The following is a 16,783-nucleotide window of genomic DNA, read 5'->3' on the forward strand; positions in this document are numbered from 1 at the left end:
GATGAAAAATACTAAACCCGTTGTGCTTGTCGCTGGTGCCATCGCTTTGAGCTCATGGATTGGATACAGCTTCTATCAAGCTTCTCAACCCGAGCCGCTACGCTTACAAGGTCAAATCGAATCTCAGCAATACAGTATTTCATCTAAAGTTCCGGGGCGAATTGATCAAGTTTTAGTGCGTAAAGGTGATGAAGTTGAAAAAGGCCAACTCATTTTCACACTTCACAGCCCTGAGATTGATGCCAAGCTTGAACAAGCCATTGCTGGTCAAAAAGCAGCAGGAGCACTCGCAGAAGAAGCAGAAAAAGGCGCTCGTGAGCAACAAATTCAAGCGGCCAAAGACCAATGGCAAAAAGCTAAAGCAGCGGCTGAGCTGATGGAAAAAACCTACCTGCGCGTGAACAACCTCTATCAAGATGGTGTTGTCGCTGAGCAAAAACGTGATGAGGCTAAAACCCAATGGGACGCAGCTAAATATACTGAAAGCGCCGCTTTCCAAATGTATCAAATGGCGAAAGAAGGCGCTCGCACTGAAACCAAAGTTGCTGCCGCAGAAAAAGCACGAATGGCCGCTGGTGCGGTGGCAGAAGTTGAAGCCTATGCCGCAGATACCAAAATTGAAAGTTGGTTTAACGGTGAAGTGTCTCAAGTTTTGCTTCAAAGTGGCGAGCTGGCACCACAAGGCTTCCCAGTCGTCACGGTTGTCGACACCAAAGATTCATGGGCAGTATTGAATGTGCGTGAAGATCAGCTTAAACAATTTCAGAAAGGTCACAAATTCACCGCTTACTTACCAGCGCTCGATCAAAGCGTTGAATTTGAAGTGTCACATATTGCCGTAATGGGAGATTTTGCGACTTGGCGTTCCACCGACGCCTCTCAAGGGTTTGACTTGCGTACCTTCGAAGTCGAAGCACGTCCAACTACGCCACGTAACGATCTACGTATGGGCATGAGCTTAGTGGTTGCGTTGTAATATGACACGTGCACCCTACTCTCAATGGCAGATATTAAGACACGATAGATGGTTACTGTCGTGTCTCACTTGGCTACCTCTTGCACTTGCACTGTCTATTTGGGCCATCTTTTCCCAAGGTATCGCGCGTGATTTACCGGTAGCAGTTGTCGATCTCTCCCACAGTCCCATATCTGTGAGTCTGACACGACATTTCGACGCAAGCCCCACGATTGCAGTAACCCATCAATATCAAAGTGCTTATGAAGCGAAACAAGCTTTAGTGAAAGGCGACATTTATGCTTATGCCGTCATTCCGACAGATTTTGATAAAACCGTGATCAAAGGGCTTTCTCCGCAGATCTCTGTTTTCTATAACAGCCAGATGATCTTAGTCGGTAAGCTGATCAACTCTGCATTTGTTGGTGCACAAACGACTTTTAATGCCAAACTGTCCACCATTCATCATTTAGCAAAAGGAAGTGGTACCATTCAATCGGCGATGGGCCAAGCACTTCCCATTCGTAGTCAAATCACGCCTCTTTTCAACAAAAACTCAAACTATGCACAGTTTTTGGTTTCTGCCATCGTGCCTGCGTTATGGCAAATCGTGATAGTCGTGAGCACTATTCTTATTCTCGCAGCTAATCAAAGAGTTAAAGGGTTGTTACCTTGGCTTTCTGAACAACCTATCAGAACACTACTCAACACCTTGTTGCCTTACATGCCCGTGTTTATGTTGCAAGGGTTTGGCTTTCTCTGTTGGTTTTATATTGGTTTTGAATGGCCATGGCACGGGAACATGTTGATGCTTGTGTTTGCACAATTCATCACCATGCTCGCGTGTATCGTAATGGGAAGTTTCTTCTTCTTTTTAACACTTGATCCTGCTCGCGCGATGAGCTTTGCAGGTGCATTCACCGCGCCAAGCTTTGCCTTTATGGGCATCACCTTCCCTGTCGGCGATATGAATGCGTTAGCGCAGTTTTGGCGCAGCCTACTGCCTATTAGTCATTATATTGAAGTACAAGTGAGCCAAGTAAGCTATGGTGCGACTACGTTCAACGCTTTCACACACCTACTTCCCATGGTTGGTTACCTTATCCCAGCATGTTTGGTTGTTTTATTGATGAAAAAACACCTCACGGTAGCATCGCAATCGGAGAGTTCTCATGTCTCTGTTTGAACTGCTTAAAGCAGAACTAAAAACCCTACTCACTAACCCAGTTGTGGTACTCACCGTATTCGGTGGTGTGGTCTTTTATTCCTTTCTCTACCCGCTGCCATACAGCCAGCAAACACCGACAGAGCAACGCGTTAGCGTGGTCAACCTCGATAATAGCCAACAAAGCTACCAACTTGAGCGCATGGTCGATGCAACCCAACAAGTGAAAGTGGTTCGTCGCGATCATTCCCTCGCACAAGCGAAAGCGGCATTTTTAAACGGTGAAATCAGTGGGGTTTTGGTGATTCCGGAACACTTTTACAAAGATTTGCTGCTAGGAAAAAGTCCGACACTTTCTTACGCCGGTGATGCTTCTTATTTTTTAGTGTACGGGACAATTGTTGAAGGACTTGCGCACGCAGGTGGCACTCTGGCGGCAAAAGCGACTGTTTCTCGTTTGATGATCAATGGCGAGCCGTTATCTTTGGCATCAGAACAATACACACCAGTGAAACTCAATATGAAGCCAACCTTTAACCCAGAAATGGGGTATGTCGATTACGTTGTACCCGCGGTCTTTGTATTAATTTTGCAGCAAACATTAGCCATGGCGGCTGGCCTTATCGTAGGGACTCAAAAGCACGGCAACGGGTATTGGAATCGAGTTTCTCCCACCGCACTTTTTGGCGTACGTGTTTTCGTCTTGGTGGGTATTTATTATCTATTGAGTATGTATTATTTCGGCTCAAGCTTTTCATTTCATGGCATTCGCACTCTAGGTAAACCCAGCGAGTTACTAACACTCCTTCTGCCATTCTTACTAACATCTAGCTTTATTGGTATCTGGCTCGGCGCCATCACACCAAGAAGAGAGCTTGTCACGTTAGTTGTGCTGATCAGCTCAATGCCTTTGGTCTTCAGTGCCGGCTTTATCTGGCCAGTAGAAGCTATCCCGACAGCTATCGTGTTTTTGTCTAAACTGTTTCCAAGTACACCAGCAATCCAAAGTTTTTTAGGATTAAACCAAATGGGTGCAAGTTGGCAGCAAATCGCCGAAAACTGGTACTTGCTATGGGTTCAAGTCTTGTTTTGGGGTGTGCTTGCCTATCTAGGCTTAAAAAAACAGCTCGTCCATCATCACTAACTTATGAAAAAGGTTAAGCAAAATACTTAACCTTTTTTCGTTTAAACACAGTTGTTAAAGATAATACCGCAGATATCGCCCTTCGATATCACTCCATGTTTTGGTGCCTATTTGTTGCTCAATTAGGCTGATTGTCGCTTTATCAAATCCCCCATCGGCATCAAACCTCATTGATGCTAACAAGGTGTCGAGGCTTTTACCTGATTGATGTAATGCCGTGTCGAGCTCAAACCAAAATGCGGCGCCTTTGCGATAAAACAATGGGTAATACTGATATTGCTTGTTTTCCGTCACTTTGTGGTGAGCCGCTAATAGGCCTGTTTTTACAAATGGGTATTTGGTTGCAAAATCATGCCATTGACCAAGCGGGCTTTTCATCTCAAACGGCGAGCCATTCAGAGACTTAATCGCGTAATACTCCGCTAGGCTTTCATTGGCCCAAAGTGGCGTCTTCTGAGTTTGCAGCATATGGACAGATTCATGGGCTGCAATTTTCAACATCATCTGCAATGAATCATTCGTGACTTTTCCATCGTCGATCATCGCATTAACCAAGATCAGCGTATTCCCTGTCGCGCCACCGATACTTCCAGCATATCGCTCACGCTTTAAAAACCCCATTCTCCATTGCTTCTGCTCCCGATTAGGGAACACTTGGTTAATATAGCGAAGCTGGCGCTCAAGCGTCGGCTTCCATCGTTTCATGTTCTCCGTGACTAATGGCGTATCACTGTAAATATCAACCTGCTTATCGCCCAGCTTGATTTGTGTTTTATCAAGCCCCCATAACATGAATAATGGTGGTTGTTCCGCGCTAGGCAAGGATTCACACTGCCCTCCCGGTACACAAACCTGACTATCTACTTCAGTATCCTCACCGCGTTTAAATCTTGGTAAGCTATTCCATTCGCTGAGAAAGTACCAACCTTGCTTTTCATCGAATGCGGAGCGATTTTTAGATGCATCAAAACCTGCATCGGTAACCGCAAAAAGATAGCTTTTCCACTCGACTCGTTGGCACGTCACTGGTTTTTCATACGGCAAAGCGCCACGTCCATGTTCACCACTCACACATACAAGCTGTGGTTGAATATGGCTTTTTAATGTGCGAGATGGCGTAACAGAAAACTCACCCAACGAGCTTGTATCAACAGACATAATCAGTTGTTGTGGGTCACTTTCATCGACCTTGACTTGGTAGCTCAATGTGGGTGAGCCTACCGCCAATGTTGGAAGTAAAGAAAGCAGAGGCGGTAAGGTTTTTAGCAGAAGCTTCATGAACAAAACGGTTAGTGGATGTCAGAAGTTCTGACTCATGAAGTGAAGAAAAGTTCGCTTAGACTGATGCGTTCAGATAATTCTTACATTAAGTTATGCTTAAGTTTACTCAGCCAAGTGTTGAATGAGCTCGTGCAGCAACCGTTTAAGCTGACGAGCCTTTTCGGCATCGTAGTCCACCTGAGCGATTAATTGAGTGGGCAAACACGACAATGTCTTTTGTAACGCACGCCCAGAGTCTGTAAGAAAAATGAGCATTTTACGTTCGTCATCCTCATCTCGCTGGCGCATCACGAGCTCGGCTTGCTCCATACGTTTTAAAATCGGTGTAAGCGTGTTGCTATTGAGCAGCGCTTGTTTACCAATCTCCCCCACAGTGATCCCATCTTGCTGCCAGAGAATGAGCAAAATAATGTATTGAGGATAAGTCAGCCGATGTTGTTCAAGCAGTGGTTGGTACAGCCGTGTAACCAAGCGCGACGCGGCATACAACGGAAAACACAATTGGTTTTCCAGCTTCTGATGCTCCTCAGGAACGTGCTTTTTCATATCACACTGCCAATGCTTGCTGAATGTGTTTTTCCAACGCTTCAGGCTTCGTGGTTGGTGCAAATCGCTTAATCGGTAACCCATCTTTGCCGATTAAGAATTTAGTAAAGTTCCACTTTATCCGACTTCCTAAAACTCCCGGTAATTGCTGCTTCAAATAGACAAAAACCGGATGGCTATCTTCACCATTGACCTCCAATTTTTCACTCATGGTGAAATCAACGCCATAGTTAATCAGGCAGCCGCCTTGGATCTCACTGGCGTCACCCGGCTCTTGCTGGCCAAACTGGTTGCAAGGGCAACCGATAATAACCAGCCCTTGATTAGCATACCGCTCATGTAGCGTTTGCAACCCTTCATATTGAGGAGTTAACCCGCATTGACTAGCCGTGTTAACAATAAGCACCACCTTGCCTTCTAAATCTTCAAAGTTCAGCGACTTACCTTGTAGCATGTTAATTGATAGCTGATGAAACTGACCCATTATCTGACTCCTTATTCTGTACGCACAAAATATATCGCGCACGATATAACTCCACAATGATAGTTCAATTTTTGAAATAAATTCAGTGTATAGAAAACAACCTTTAACACGCTCAGCATGTGCACAAAACGCTCAAGATCGACAAATTTATAAAATTCACCCCTACAAATCGTGATGATTATTCAGGTGAAAACAAAAGCCAGTTTGCGCCGATGATTGGTTAATTATTATGCAAACAAATTAATAACAAGAGACGTGTATGATGAAACGACTAAATAAACTGTTAATTGCAACTGCTGTCACCTGTGCATTTTCGGCAACCGCAAATGCGGATGCTATCCTGCATGCATTTAATTGGAAGTACTCCGACGTTACCTCTAATGCCAGCGCCATCGCTCAAGCTGGCTACAAGAAAGTGCTTATCTCTCCGGCAATGAAGTCGAGTGGCAATGAGTGGTGGGCACGTTATCAGCCTCAGGATTTACGTGTGATCGACTCACCGCTGGGCAACAAACAAGATTTGCAAGCCATGATCGCTGCACTGCAAAACGTTGGCGTCGATGTTTATGCTGACGTAGTACTAAACCACATGGCAAATGAGAGCTGGAAGCGCAGCGATCTCAACTACCCCGGCACTGAAGTCCTAAACGACTATAGCAGCCGCGCAAGCTACTATCAGAACCAGACATTATTTGGTGATCTCAACAATAATTTGTTCTCAGCGAACGATTTTCATCCTGCTGGATGCATTACTAATTGGAGCGATCCAGGCAACGTACAGTACTGGCGTTTATGCGGTGGAAGTGGTGACGCTGGCCTCCCTGATCTCGATCCAAACCAATGGGTTGTTTCTCAGCAACGCTTGTATCTCAATGCGTTGAAAAATATGGGCATCAAAGGCTTTAGAATTGATGCGGTAAAACACATGAGCCAATACCAGATAGACCAGATTTTCACATCGGACATCACCTCAGGAATGCATGTGTTTGGAGAAGTGATCACCAGTGGTGGTAAAGGTGACAGTGGCTACGAAGCGTTTCTTGCGCCTTACCTGAATGCAACCAATCATGCTGCCTATGACTTCCCACTTTTTGCGGCGATTCGTTCTGCTTTCTCACTCAACGGCGGCTTAAACCAACTGCATGATCCACAGGCTTATGGTCAAGCATTGCCAGATGCTCGCGCCATCACCTTTACCATTACTCATGACATCCCAACCAATGACGGATTCCGTTACCAAATTATGGACCCTCAGGATGAGCAACTGGCGTACGCCTTCGTTCTGGGTAAAGACGGTGGCACACCACTTGTCTACAGTGATGAGCTGTCAGATGCGGAAGACCGAGACAATGGCCGCTGGGCGAATGTGTGGAATGACAGCAAGATGAAAGGCATGCTCAGCTTCCACAATGCAATGCAAGGTAAAACCATGACCATGTTGCACAGCGATAAATGCACCCTATTGTTTAAGCGAGGAAAAGAAGGCGTTGTTGGTATCAACAAATGTGGCGAGTCACGTAGCATCACGGTTGATACATACCAGCACGAGTTTAACTGGTATGTTGAATACAAAGACGTACTCAGCAACGCAACTGAAACAGTAAACTCACGCTACCACGTTTTCACCCTACCCGCTCGCACTGCAAGGATGTATAAACTGTAACGGCTTTAACAACGAAAAAGGCGCGAAATTCGCGCCTTTTGTTTTTCACTTAAGCCGTTTGAGGTTGCGGCTTACGTTTATTCTGCTGTGGCTTTGCGCCAGTTCTTTTTGCTTTATGAGGTTTTGAGCCTGCTTTATTTTCGTTGGAACCACGTTGTTGGCCAGTAGAAGTCGGCTTTCTGCGTTTCTTACTCTTGTCCGCATCTTTTAATGCTTCATCACTAAACTGGAAACGACGCTTAGGTTTTCGCGTAGGCTGCTTTGGCTCTTGTTTGGCTTGGCTACCATCCGCTGCCGTCTTCGGTTTCTTTGGTTTTTTCGGCTTCTTAGGTTTAATCGGACGTGTATCCAGTTTCGATTCTGGCACTGGATTGGTTGGCACAAAACCATCCAACTCATTGCGTGGCAATACTTGCTTGATCAAACGCTCAATTGAGAATAGCTCTGGTGCTTCCAGTGCGCAGACAAGTGAAATCGCTTTACCTACTTCACCAGCACGACCAGTACGGCCGATACGGTGAACGTAATCTTCAGCGACTTTCGGTAACTCAAAGTTCACCACTTGCGGCAATTGCGGGATATCGATACCACGCGCAGCAATATCCGTCGCAACCAAAACACGAATATCACCAGATTTAAATTCTGCCAATGCACGAGTTCGTGCACCTTGGCTTTTGTTTCCATGAATAGCCGCCGCCGCAAGCCCTTTTTCATTCAAGAATGAAGCTAAGCGGTTTGCACCGTGCTTAGTCTTGGTAAACACCAACACTTGCTGCCAGTTGCCATCTTTAATCAACTTCACCAGCATTGGCGCTTTTTTCTTCACATCAGCAGGGTAGATAAACTGTTCTACCGTGCGGGCAGTTGAGTTTGCTGGGTTAACTGAGATTTCAACTGGATCATTGACCAACCCTTTGGCTAGCTCGCGAATTTCTGGCGAAAAAGTTGCGGAGAACAATAGGTTCTGACGTTTTTCAGGCAGCAATGCTAAGATCTTACGGATATCACGGATGAATCCCATATCCAACATTCGGTCTGCTTCATCAAGCACCAACACTTCCAGTTGATCAAACTTAACCGCATTTTGATTGTATAAATCCAGCAATCGCCCCGGCGTGGCAACCAACACATCCACCCCTGCACGCAAGCGTTGCATTTGAGGGTTAATCTTTACACCACCAAATACTACGGCGCTCTTTAGAGACAAATGACGGCTATAAATAAAGACGTTTTCTTGAACTTGAGCAGCCAATTCGCGTGTTGGCGTTAAGATCAGCGCTCGAACCTGATTACTACGAACACGAGGACCATTCGCCAGCCGTTCCAAAATTGGTAGTGTGAATCCTGCTGTTTTACCGGTTCCGGTCTGCGCGGCCGCCATTGCATCTTTACCTTCCAGTATCACCGGAATAGCTTGCTGCTGGATGGGAGAAGGCGTGTCGTATCCTTTTTCCTGAATAGCTTTAAGGATTGGCGCCGAAAGACCTAACGAGGTAAAACCCATATATGATTCTCAATTGTTGATGAAGTAATGTATTCGCCTAAATGCAGAGACGAGAAAAGTGCGACATTCTGAGTGTTTCGCCGCCTTTTAGCAACTTACTTTTTAAAAGATGACTGAGAACACAACCGTTTGTTCGGAAATACAGTTTTTAGAGTGCGATTTTTAGCAATGTGGGGCGACAGGTAAACAGCTTTGAGACATAAATCCTCTAAAAAACCTGCCGCAATAATCACGAGATTGACTTGCTCAATATGGGGAAGATTCGATAAGCAAACGGCAGACCTGACCCTGCTACTTTGCTCATCTTTACCTTAGTAGGTGCCGATGAGGCGAACCATTTCATTAGACTTGACCCTATTTACTTCTTTCTATTTTAATTTTTCTTTTTAACCCAAGAGAAAAGTAAGCTTAAAAGTATTCCAAAAACAAACAAATAACCTACCCAGTTAATTCCTTCAGCATCCGAAGAATAAATTACATTTCCTTCAAAAAACATTTCAACAATATAGTACGGACCATTAGGACTAGTTTCAGACACAGAATATATAATTAATATCTTTTGATTATAGTATTCACCTCCGTACTTAAATTGATTATATCCATCTAAATAATCATTTACTATCAGATGAACTGGGCGTTCTCCTTTAATAATAAATCTAGATTCCACCCCTGAATTACCTCTAGAGTAACCAAATTTCAATTCAACGGGGACAAGTATACCTTCCTTCTTAACAATTTTTGACTCAGGCACACAGCCTAAAACTAAAAAGACCGATAGAAATAGAAAAAATATTTTAATCAGAATATATTACCTCTTGCGCAGTAATGCCCAGCCCTAAGGTATCAACTAGGTCTGACCAAGTACCTTCTTGTTTCATAACATTAGCTGTTTTAGGAGCAGAAAGTGAAAAACCAACGGCTGTATTAACAGCAGCACCGATATCAGCACTTGCTTCTGGATCAAATAACGGGGTCAGGTCTTGCCTTTTGATAATCATTGCTTTTTGTATGTCAAAATTAACTGAAAATCTATATTCGTACTTTGGCTCACAACACGTTTCGTGGCACAAATGAGCAGGCTTCCCTGCTCATTTTGTTAAGTATTAAGCGCTTAAACCGGTGGATTGGGATACCTGACCGACGAGCTCTTTTAAGTTCGCTGCTACTTCGTTGAGTGTGGCTAATTCTTCTTCTGTGAATGGGTGTTTAAGTAGCTCTTGCGCGCCATTTTTACCAACAACTGTTGGTAAACTTAATACAACATCATGCAAGTCATATGCGCCTTCCATCATGGTTGCAACGGGAAGGACAGAACGTTCATCAATGGCTATCGCCTGAATAATACGGAACACACTCGCAGCAATGCCATGGGTTGTATTGAGCTTACGTTTAAAAATCTCGTAGCCTGCCTGTTTCACCGACTCAAGTAACTCATCGGCACAGATCCGCTCGATATGGTGGGTATCGCAATAATAGTCGGCTGGTTGCCCTGCGATAGAAATAAGACTTTTCGGCGTAAAGCAGTTACTGCCGTGCTCACCTAATACGTAGCCAAAGATATTTTTAGGGTCGAGGTTAACGCGGTTCGCCACAATGGTCATCAGGCGCGCCGTATCAATCACACAGCCGCTGCTGATTACATGAGAAGGCTTAAAGTTGGTATTTTTAACGATAAAGTGCGTCACAATATCACATGGATTCGTTACGACGATGAGAGTGGCATTGGGCGCAACACGCTCGACTTTTCTCGCAATTTCGACACCAATTTTGCTGTTGATTTCTGCAAGATCGACACGAGTTTGACCTTGCTTGATCTGCGCGCCAGCGGTGATCACAACGATATCTGCCCCGATCAGCGATAAGTAGTCATCGGTTGGAACCAAGTGTGTATTTTTAGAGAAGGTTAACGCCGCCGTATGGCGAAAATCAAACACCTCCCCTTCTGCTCGTTCTAAATTCTGGTCGAGGAGAACCAATTCACTTACACTGCCCATGGTTAGGAGGTAGTTACAGATCCCCACACCCACGGAACCAGCGCCAATTACGCCAATCTTCATATTTCAATCCCTGATAATTTAATCAACTAAATTCAATTTTACTTATAAAAGGCTAACTTTCGTTAGTTTTTATTGCTATAAATTTAAATAACTAACCTTTTACCTTATATATATCTAGTTATTAACACTTTTGCATCATAAAAATGCTATTAAGAAATCTAAATGCTTAGATAACAAACAAAGCCCACTAAAAAGTGGGCTTTGTTATTTGGGTCTGTCACTATTTATCGCCGTTTGAAGAAACGTCCATCCGTTCGATACAGCAACAATGCAAACAGGATCAATCCACAGCCAATCAGTTTATTGCCTGACAATGTTTCGTTGTACCACGTTACACTCAGTACCACGGTCCAAATCGGTTCAAGGATCATGATTAAAGCGGCATTCGCCGGATTGGTATGTTTTTGTCCAAGGGTTTGCATTACGTACCTCAACGCGGTAGCTAGTAAAGCACTGGCTGCAAACCAGCCCCAAATCGATGGTTCAACGGCTTCGGGAAACTCTTCAAATAACAGTGAAGTAATCAGTGAAAAGCAGCCGGTGACAAAAAGTTGGATGCAAGTGAGCAAGAGTACCGGTAACTTTTGCGAGTATTTGCTGTTCACATTAAAGTGCAGCGCAAGCATGGTGGCGTTGACTAAAAACCAGATGTGACTCGCTGATTGTTGCCACCCTCCCGCAAGCGATAAAAATGCCAAACCCGATATCGCGACAGGCATAGAAAACCAGAAAATCCGTTTTGGCTTTTGCCCGAACAACATCCATGCGATCAACGGTACCATTAGCATGGAGAGACTCACTATGAACGCCCCTTCCCCCAGCGTATCGCTGATTGAAATCGCGTATATCCAACTCATTAACGCCATGGTGAGTAAGCATCCAACTAAGGCAGCTGAGCGGATGTCTTGCCAACGGGTTTTAAACAATGCTTTGTAGCATAGAGGCAGTATACAAAGGGATGCGATCAAAAATCGCAGACCAATAAAACCAAACGGCGGTAACCCTTGAATGGCTTCTTTGGAAAATACCCAGCCAAACGCTGCAAACAGCGTAGTGACGACTAAAATAGAGGCAGCTTTACGTTCAGCGTTCAATATCAATTACTCTTAGTATTTATTGTGTTTTACAACGCATTTTTTGTTGTGTGTGTTTGACTATGACAAATTCATTCAGAGAGTTCGACCGCAGTAATGGTGATTTTCTCATTGTCCGAGAAAACACAGTGATTAATTTTTAACCAATCATACTGTAACAAGCATTTCATCAATTGGATGACGACAAAACTCAATCTTGGCGTTATTCTGCGCTTGTTCACGGTATAGAAAGAAGAGAATTATGTCGCCAATCATTGTCGGCCATCGAGGTGTCTCTGGCCGCTTTCCAGAAAATACACGAGTGAGTATTGAGGCCGCGATTCAGCTTGGCCTGAAATGGATTGAAGTGGATGTTCAACCTACAAAGGACAATGTGTTAGTGGTTTGCCATGATCACACGGTAAATCGTTGCAGCAACGGCCATGGCCGGGTGGATGCTCATACGTTGGCTGAGTTGCAAACGCTAGACTTTGGGGCTTGGTTTTCATCGGAGTTTCAAGGTGAACCAGTCATGACCTTAGAAACCCTCCTCCATTTGGCCTCTGTTCACGGCGTAAACCTTAATATCGAAGTGAAGATTGATCAGCAAGACACTGTGGCTGTCACACAACAGTTAAAAACCATGTTAGACAAAGGCCCATTGGAACCTGATGCCATTGTATTGTCGAGTTTTAACCACAATATTATTCGCCAACTCCATCAACATTGTCCGGGGTATCGATTAGCGGTGCTCAGTGACAGGCTGCGAAAGAAAGACTGGCAACTGTTAGAAGAAGTAAACGCATTTGGCTGTAACTTAAAGTTCCGCTGGGTTACTCAAAAGCAAGTCCGCATGCTGCAAAACCATGGGTATCAAGTATGGTGCTTTACGGTAAACAACCCACGTAAGTTGAAGCATTTCTCAATGTTAGATGGCATTTTTTCTGACTATCCCGAACGTTTTCTTAAGGAACAATAGTTCGCTTTATTGCCCTTAAGTGCCTCAGTTGGCATCGGGCTGGTTCTCCGGCGCAGCTTTGATAAACGCAGGATGGCTGCTCAGTGCTTCGTAGATGCGTGAGATAATCGGAAATGACGACATATCCACGTTAAATCGAAGCGCGTTATACACTTGAGGTACAAGGCAAACATCCACCAATGTGATTTGGTTTCCGACGCTGTACATTCCATTGGTTGAAGCTAATTTCTTTTCGAGGGCGTGAAAGCCCAGTGCGATCCAGTGGTGATACCAAACCATCTTCTGCGCTTCCGTTATCTCAAAATCATCAGTTAAGAATTGCAATACACGTAAATTGTTGAGGGGATGGATGTCGACAGCAATGTCTTGCGCCAAGGCTTTTACAAGATATCGGCCTTCTTTATGTGACGGCGTCACTAAATATTGAGGATAAACGTCATCGAGATAATCGATAATGGCAAGCGATTGATTTAAAACCACGTCACCATCCACAAGTACGGGCACCAGTTCACTTGGATTAAGCGCTTGGTAGCGAGCAGTGTGTTGCTCGCCTCCCTCTTTGATCAAGTGAACCGAATGATGTTCATAGTCGAGCTGCTTAAGGTTCAGCGCAATCCGCACCCGATAGGCTGCGGATGAACGCCAATAACCATAGAGTTGAATCGCCATTAATACTTCACCACGCGTTGGTCGATGCTACCGAAGATGCTATTGCCATCTGCATCGCGCATTTCCATTCTGATGCGGTCGCCAAATTTCATAAATGACGTCGACGGTTTACCATCGCGTATGGTTTCGATCATCCGCACTTCCGCAATGCACGAATACCCAACACCACCTTCTTTAATTGCGGTGCCATATTCTGTGCCTTGTTTGTTGGATACGGTGCCAGAGCCAATGATCGCCCCTGCCGACAATGGGCGCGTTTTCGCAGCATGAGCGACCAGTTGAGGGAATTCAAACGTCATGTCTACCCCCGCATTTGGGCAGCCAAACGGTTCGTCATTGTAGTAAGACAGCAAAGGTAGATTCACTTTGCCACCATCCCATGCCTCTCCCAATTCATCCGGCGTAACAGCCACTGGTGAAAAAACCGATGATGGCTTTGATTGGAAGAAGCCAAATCCTTTGGATAACTCTCCCGGGATCAAACCACGCAGTGACACATCATTCACCAGCATCAGCAGACGAATGCATTCTGCCGCTTGTTGATTCGATGCGCCCATGGGAACATCGTCAGTGATCACGGCCACTTCTCCCTCGAAATCGATTCCCCATTCTTCGCTGCCAAGTGGAATGTCATCTCTCGGGCCAATAAACGCATCAGAGCCACCTTGGTACATCAGCGGGTCGGTCCAGAAGCTGGTGGGCATTTCGGCATTTCTTGCTTTGCGTACCAATTCAACATGGTTTACGTAGGCAGAACCATCTGCCCACTGAAAGGCACGTGGCAGAGGCGATTCACATAAGGTTTCATCAAAGGTGATTTCATTCACCAATTCACCATTGTTCAGCGCAGTAGAGACTTCATTGAGCTGAGGAACAACATTTTCCCAATTATCCAAAGCTTGCTGCATGGTCTCGGCGATCTCCGGTACGGCAACACACTTGCTTAGACCTTTATTGACGACAACAAGCAAACCATCACGGTTTTCATTCTTCAGGGTCGCTAATTTCATATTCTTTCCCTATTTAGCAGCGCTCTCTTTCCAACTGTAGACATACGCTTTGTTTTCCACTTTTTGTGCTTCTTCACCAAAGTTAAGTGCATGACGCGTATCAATCATCACAGCGACTTCATCGGTGAATTTTTTCTCATGCGCTTGCCCTGCTTTGAAAGCCTTTGGATGCGGGCCATGGGCAAATCCAGCAGGATGAAAAGTCACCATACCCGCTTCAATATTGTCGCGGCTAAAAAAGTCACCAGCGTGGTAAAACAGCACTTCATCATAGTCATCATTGTTGTGGTAGAACGGCACTTTCAACGCACCGGGATCGCTCTCGATTGGGCGCGGTACAAACGTACAAATTACAAACCCATTCCCGACAAAGGTAGTGTGCGCAGATGGGGGTAAATGATAGCGATGAGACATGAGCGGACGTATGTCTCGCCAGTTCAATTTGACCACGGAAAGATCGCCATGCCATCCGATGGCATCAAGCGGGTTAAATGGGTATGTGATCACGCTGACTTGGTCATGGCGCTTAACCTGAACTTGGGTTTGTTGTTCTGAATATTGAGCGCGAAATGAATCGTTGATTGAAGGAACTTCAAGCACTGCTGGGTCAAATACCGCATGATTTCCCACCAAGCCTTTTTCCGGCAGGGAATACGTCGCGTCAGTATTTTCAATCATCAAGATAAACATGGGAGCACTTGGCTCAAGTCGCCAGTTGGTTGAACGTGGGATCATCACATAATCCCCTTCACTCACTTCAAGGTGCCCATAGTCAGAATACAGGTCGGCGCTCCCTTGATGAATGAATAGCAAATCATCACCATCGGCATTGCGGACCAAAAATTCCATCTTCTCATCTAACCGCCAGATGCGAATTTTACAGTCATTGTTGTGCAATAAATGCGGAACGGTCCAAGGAGAGTATTTCGCTGCACTTTCCACCAAATTGAAGTTAAATGCACGTGGTCTAAGCTCGCCTTCCCACTCACTCCAACCTGTTGGGGCATGTTGATGATGAAAGTGCGCTGCCGGGCCGAAAAAACCACTTCTTCCCGCTTCTCGCTCATAAATTGCTTCATCAGGAAAATCGGCATGGGCTTGCTTGGAGCACACCCCCTCCCGATGTGGAAAAGAAATCCATTTATGCATCGTTGAGTACTCCTCGGCGAATTTGATCTTCTTCTATCGATTCAAACAGCGCTTTAAAGTTACCTTCACCAAATCCTTCATTGCCCTTGCGCTGAATGATTTCAAAGAACACCGGACCAATTACGGTCTGGGTGAATATTTGCAGCAAAATGCCATCTTTCATTGGTGCACCATCGATTAAGATACGCAAATCACGCAGCGCTTCGATGTCTTCACTGTGCCCTTCAACACGCTCATTAACCTTTTCATAGTAGGTATCTGGCGTTGGCATAAAGTCCATTCCACGGTCACGAAGGGTGCGCACTGTGGTGTAGATGTCATCGGTGGTTAGCGCGATATGCTGGATGCCTTCGCCGTTGTACTCTCGAATAAACTCTTCAATTTGCGATTTGTCATCTGACGACTCATTGATAGGGATCCGGATCTTTCCACATGGTGCGGTCATCGCTTTACTCACCAGTCCCGTCAATTTACCTTCGATATCGAAGTAGCGGATCTCACGGAAATTACCAATGCGTTCATAGAAGTTCGCCCATACTTCCATGTTGCCTTGCTTGACGTTGTGCGTTAGGTGGTCAATCTCATACAAACCGACGTCCATTTTGCGAAGGCGGGAATCCACATCGTCGTAAAAAACGAAATCCACATCGTAAATGCTTTGTTTTCCGTAACGATCGACGAAATACAGTAAGCTGCCACCAATGCCGTAGATTGCCGGAATACTGAGCTCCATAGGGCCAATTTCCGTTACATATGCTTTGCCACCGTTGTTCAGTGCCTGCTCCAACGCAGTTGTCGAATTCTGCACCCGAAAAGCCATACCACACACAGATGGCCCATGCTCTTTCGCAAATTCTTCAGCCTGACTATGGGGTTGTGCATTGACGATGAAATTAATGTCACCTTGGCGATACAGCCATGCTTCTTTTGATCGGTGCTTTGCCACTTCAGCAAACCCCAGTGAATTAAAGAGCGTTTTTAATGCCTCAATTCCTTTTGTATCCGCCGCGGTGTATTCAACAAACTCAAACCCGTCGGTACCAAGGGGGTTATACAGTTCAGACATTGGCAACTCCTTCCGTTTCTTTGCTTTTAGTCATCTTT

At 45.2% G+C, this 16,783-nt stretch carries 17 protein-coding genes; 5 read left to right on the forward strand and 12 right to left on the reverse strand.

Going from position 1 to position 16,783, the window contains the following annotated elements; genetic code table 11:
- Position 1: 1 nt before the first annotated feature.
- From ACQEXS_RS17015 to ACQEXS_RS17025, 3 genes are read left to right on the forward strand one after another with little or no spacing between them, the layout of a single operon-like run.
- The gene (locus tag ACQEXS_RS17015) at positions 2 to 976 is read left to right on the forward strand and encodes an HlyD family secretion protein (protein ID WP_427014626.1); all 975 of its coding nucleotides are present in this window, start codon (positions 2 to 4) and stop codon (positions 974 to 976) included.
- 1 nt (position 977) lies between these two features.
- Complete coding sequence (locus ACQEXS_RS17020; protein WP_427014627.1) at positions 978 to 2,141, forward strand: ABC transporter permease; 1,164 nt, start codon at positions 978 to 980, stop codon at positions 2,139 to 2,141.
- Positions 2,128 to 3,264: an ABC transporter permease gene (locus ACQEXS_RS17025; protein WP_427014628.1), complete on the forward strand. Its 1,137-nt coding sequence runs from the start codon at positions 2,128 to 2,130 to the stop codon at positions 3,262 to 3,264. Before ACQEXS_RS17020 ends, ACQEXS_RS17025 begins: the two co-directional genes overlap by 14 nt.
- Positions 3,265 to 3,318: 54 nt before the next feature.
- Here the strand turns inward: ACQEXS_RS17025 and ACQEXS_RS17030 are convergent, their stop codons facing one another.
- From ACQEXS_RS17030 to ACQEXS_RS17040, 3 genes are all read right to left on the reverse strand, one after another.
- On the reverse strand, positions 3,319 to 4,542 hold the full coding sequence (locus ACQEXS_RS17030; protein WP_427014629.1) for a hypothetical protein: 1,224 nt from the start codon (positions 4,540 to 4,542) through the stop codon (positions 3,319 to 3,321).
- Positions 4,543 to 4,647: 105 nt separating this feature from the next.
- The gene (locus ACQEXS_RS17035) at positions 4,648 to 5,091 is read right to left on the reverse strand and encodes a MarR family winged helix-turn-helix transcriptional regulator (protein ID WP_427014630.1); all 444 of its coding nucleotides are present in this window, start codon (positions 5,089 to 5,091) and stop codon (positions 4,648 to 4,650) included.
- Position 5,092: 1 nt separating this feature from the next.
- Positions 5,093 to 5,575, reverse strand: coding sequence for a glutathione peroxidase (locus ACQEXS_RS17040; RefSeq protein ID WP_427014631.1), 483 nt, complete (start codon positions 5,573 to 5,575; stop codon positions 5,093 to 5,095).
- Between the two features lie 262 nt (positions 5,576 to 5,837).
- Between ACQEXS_RS17040 and ACQEXS_RS17045 the strand changes: the two genes are divergently transcribed.
- The gene (locus ACQEXS_RS17045; protein ID WP_427014670.1) at positions 5,838 to 7,238 is read left to right on the forward strand and encodes an alpha-amylase family protein; all 1,401 of its coding nucleotides are present in this window, start codon (positions 5,838 to 5,840) and stop codon (positions 7,236 to 7,238) included.
- Positions 7,239 to 7,287: 49 nt separating this feature from the next.
- On the opposite strand, the gene ACQEXS_RS17050 is transcribed toward ACQEXS_RS17045, so the two are convergent.
- The 5 genes from ACQEXS_RS17050 to ACQEXS_RS17070 all read right to left on the reverse strand — a co-directional run bounded on the left by ACQEXS_RS17050 (position 7,288) and on the right by ACQEXS_RS17070 (position 11,893).
- Complete coding sequence (locus ACQEXS_RS17050) at positions 7,288 to 8,742, reverse strand: DEAD/DEAH box helicase (protein ID WP_427014632.1); 1,455 nt, start codon at positions 8,740 to 8,742, stop codon at positions 7,288 to 7,290.
- 373 nt (positions 8,743 to 9,115) lie between these two features.
- Positions 9,116 to 9,493: a hypothetical protein gene (locus tag ACQEXS_RS17055; RefSeq protein WP_427014633.1), complete on the reverse strand. Its 378-nt coding sequence runs from the start codon at positions 9,491 to 9,493 to the stop codon at positions 9,116 to 9,118.
- 43 nt (positions 9,494 to 9,536) lie between these two features.
- The gene (locus ACQEXS_RS17060) at positions 9,537 to 9,812 is read right to left on the reverse strand and encodes a hypothetical protein (RefSeq protein WP_427014634.1); all 276 of its coding nucleotides are present in this window, start codon (positions 9,810 to 9,812) and stop codon (positions 9,537 to 9,539) included.
- A 33-nt stretch (positions 9,813 to 9,845) separates the two neighbouring features.
- Positions 9,846 to 10,799, reverse strand: a complete 954-nt coding sequence (locus ACQEXS_RS17065) for a lactate/malate family dehydrogenase (protein WP_427014635.1) — start codon at positions 10,797 to 10,799, stop codon at positions 9,846 to 9,848.
- 224 nt (positions 10,800 to 11,023) lie between these two features.
- Positions 11,024 to 11,893 carry a DMT family transporter gene (locus ACQEXS_RS17070; protein WP_427014636.1) on the reverse strand — a complete coding sequence of 290 codons (870 nt, stop codon included), beginning with the start codon at positions 11,891 to 11,893 and terminating at the stop codon, positions 11,024 to 11,026.
- Positions 11,894 to 12,134: 241 nt separating this feature from the next.
- On the opposite strand from ACQEXS_RS17070, the gene ACQEXS_RS17075 reads away from it, so the two are divergent.
- On the forward strand, positions 12,135 to 12,851 hold the full coding sequence (locus ACQEXS_RS17075) for a glycerophosphodiester phosphodiesterase family protein (RefSeq protein WP_427014637.1): 717 nt from the start codon (positions 12,135 to 12,137) through the stop codon (positions 12,849 to 12,851).
- Between the two features lie 24 nt (positions 12,852 to 12,875).
- Here the strand turns inward: ACQEXS_RS17075 and maiA are convergent, their stop codons facing one another.
- From maiA to hppD, 4 genes are read right to left on the reverse strand one after another with little or no spacing between them, the layout of a single operon-like run.
- Positions 12,876 to 13,520: a maleylacetoacetate isomerase gene (maiA, locus tag ACQEXS_RS17080; RefSeq protein ID WP_427014638.1), complete on the reverse strand. Its 645-nt coding sequence runs from the start codon at positions 13,518 to 13,520 to the stop codon at positions 12,876 to 12,878.
- On the reverse strand, positions 13,520 to 14,530 hold the full coding sequence (locus tag ACQEXS_RS17085; RefSeq protein WP_427014639.1) for a fumarylacetoacetate hydrolase family protein: 1,011 nt from the start codon (positions 14,528 to 14,530) through the stop codon (positions 13,520 to 13,522). The genes maiA and ACQEXS_RS17085 overlap by 1 nt, the downstream gene beginning before the upstream one ends.
- A 9-nt stretch (positions 14,531 to 14,539) precedes the next feature.
- On the reverse strand, positions 14,540 to 15,679 hold the full coding sequence (locus ACQEXS_RS17090; protein WP_427014640.1) for a homogentisate 1,2-dioxygenase: 1,140 nt from the start codon (positions 15,677 to 15,679) through the stop codon (positions 14,540 to 14,542).
- On the reverse strand, positions 15,672 to 16,745 hold the full coding sequence (hppD, locus tag ACQEXS_RS17095; protein ID WP_427014641.1) for a 4-hydroxyphenylpyruvate dioxygenase: 1,074 nt from the start codon (positions 16,743 to 16,745) through the stop codon (positions 15,672 to 15,674). Before hppD ends, ACQEXS_RS17090 begins: the two co-directional genes overlap by 8 nt.
- Positions 16,746 to 16,783 lie beyond the last annotated feature (38 nt).

The organism is Vibrio sp. TRT 17S01 (assembly GCF_050113695.1).
Classification (GTDB): domain Bacteria; phylum Pseudomonadota; class Gammaproteobacteria; order Enterobacterales; family Vibrionaceae; genus Vibrio.

Excerpts from the sequence above, each read along its gene's own strand:
- ACQEXS_RS17015 (WP_427014626.1), top strand. The coding sequence starts at position 2 with ATGAAAAATACTAAACCCGTTGTGCTTGTCGCTGGTGCCATCGCTTTG.
- ACQEXS_RS17020 (WP_427014627.1), top strand. The coding sequence starts at position 978 with ATGACACGTGCACCCTACTCTCAATGGCAGATATTAAGACACGATAGA.
- ACQEXS_RS17025 (WP_427014628.1), top strand. The coding sequence starts at position 2,128 with ATGTCTCTGTTTGAACTGCTTAAAGCAGAACTAAAAACCCTACTCACT.
- ACQEXS_RS17030 (WP_427014629.1), bottom strand. The coding sequence starts at position 4,542 with ATGAAGCTTCTGCTAAAAACCTTACCGCCTCTGCTTTCTTTACTTCCA.
- ACQEXS_RS17035 (WP_427014630.1), bottom strand. The coding sequence starts at position 5,091 with ATGAAAAAGCACGTTCCTGAGGAGCATCAGAAGCTGGAAAACCAATTG.
- ACQEXS_RS17040 (WP_427014631.1), bottom strand. The coding sequence starts at position 5,575 with ATGGGTCAGTTTCATCAGCTATCAATTAACATGCTACAAGGTAAGTCG.
- ACQEXS_RS17045 (WP_427014670.1), top strand. The coding sequence starts at position 5,838 with ATGAAACGACTAAATAAACTGTTAATTGCAACTGCTGTCACCTGTGCA.
- ACQEXS_RS17050 (WP_427014632.1), bottom strand. The coding sequence starts at position 8,742 with ATGGGTTTTACCTCGTTAGGTCTTTCGGCGCCAATCCTTAAAGCTATT.
- ACQEXS_RS17065 (WP_427014635.1), bottom strand. The coding sequence starts at position 10,799 with ATGAAGATTGGCGTAATTGGCGCTGGTTCCGTGGGTGTGGGGATCTGT.
- ACQEXS_RS17075 (WP_427014637.1), top strand. The coding sequence starts at position 12,135 with ATGTCGCCAATCATTGTCGGCCATCGAGGTGTCTCTGGCCGCTTTCCA.
- maiA (WP_427014638.1), bottom strand. The coding sequence starts at position 13,520 with ATGGCGATTCAACTCTATGGTTATTGGCGTTCATCCGCAGCCTATCGG.
- ACQEXS_RS17085 (WP_427014639.1), bottom strand. The coding sequence starts at position 14,530 with ATGAAATTAGCGACCCTGAAGAATGAAAACCGTGATGGTTTGCTTGTT.
- ACQEXS_RS17090 (WP_427014640.1), bottom strand. The coding sequence starts at position 15,679 with ATGCATAAATGGATTTCTTTTCCACATCGGGAGGGGGTGTGCTCCAAG.
- hppD (WP_427014641.1), bottom strand. The coding sequence starts at position 16,745 with ATGTCTGAACTGTATAACCCCCTTGGTACCGACGGGTTTGAGTTTGTT.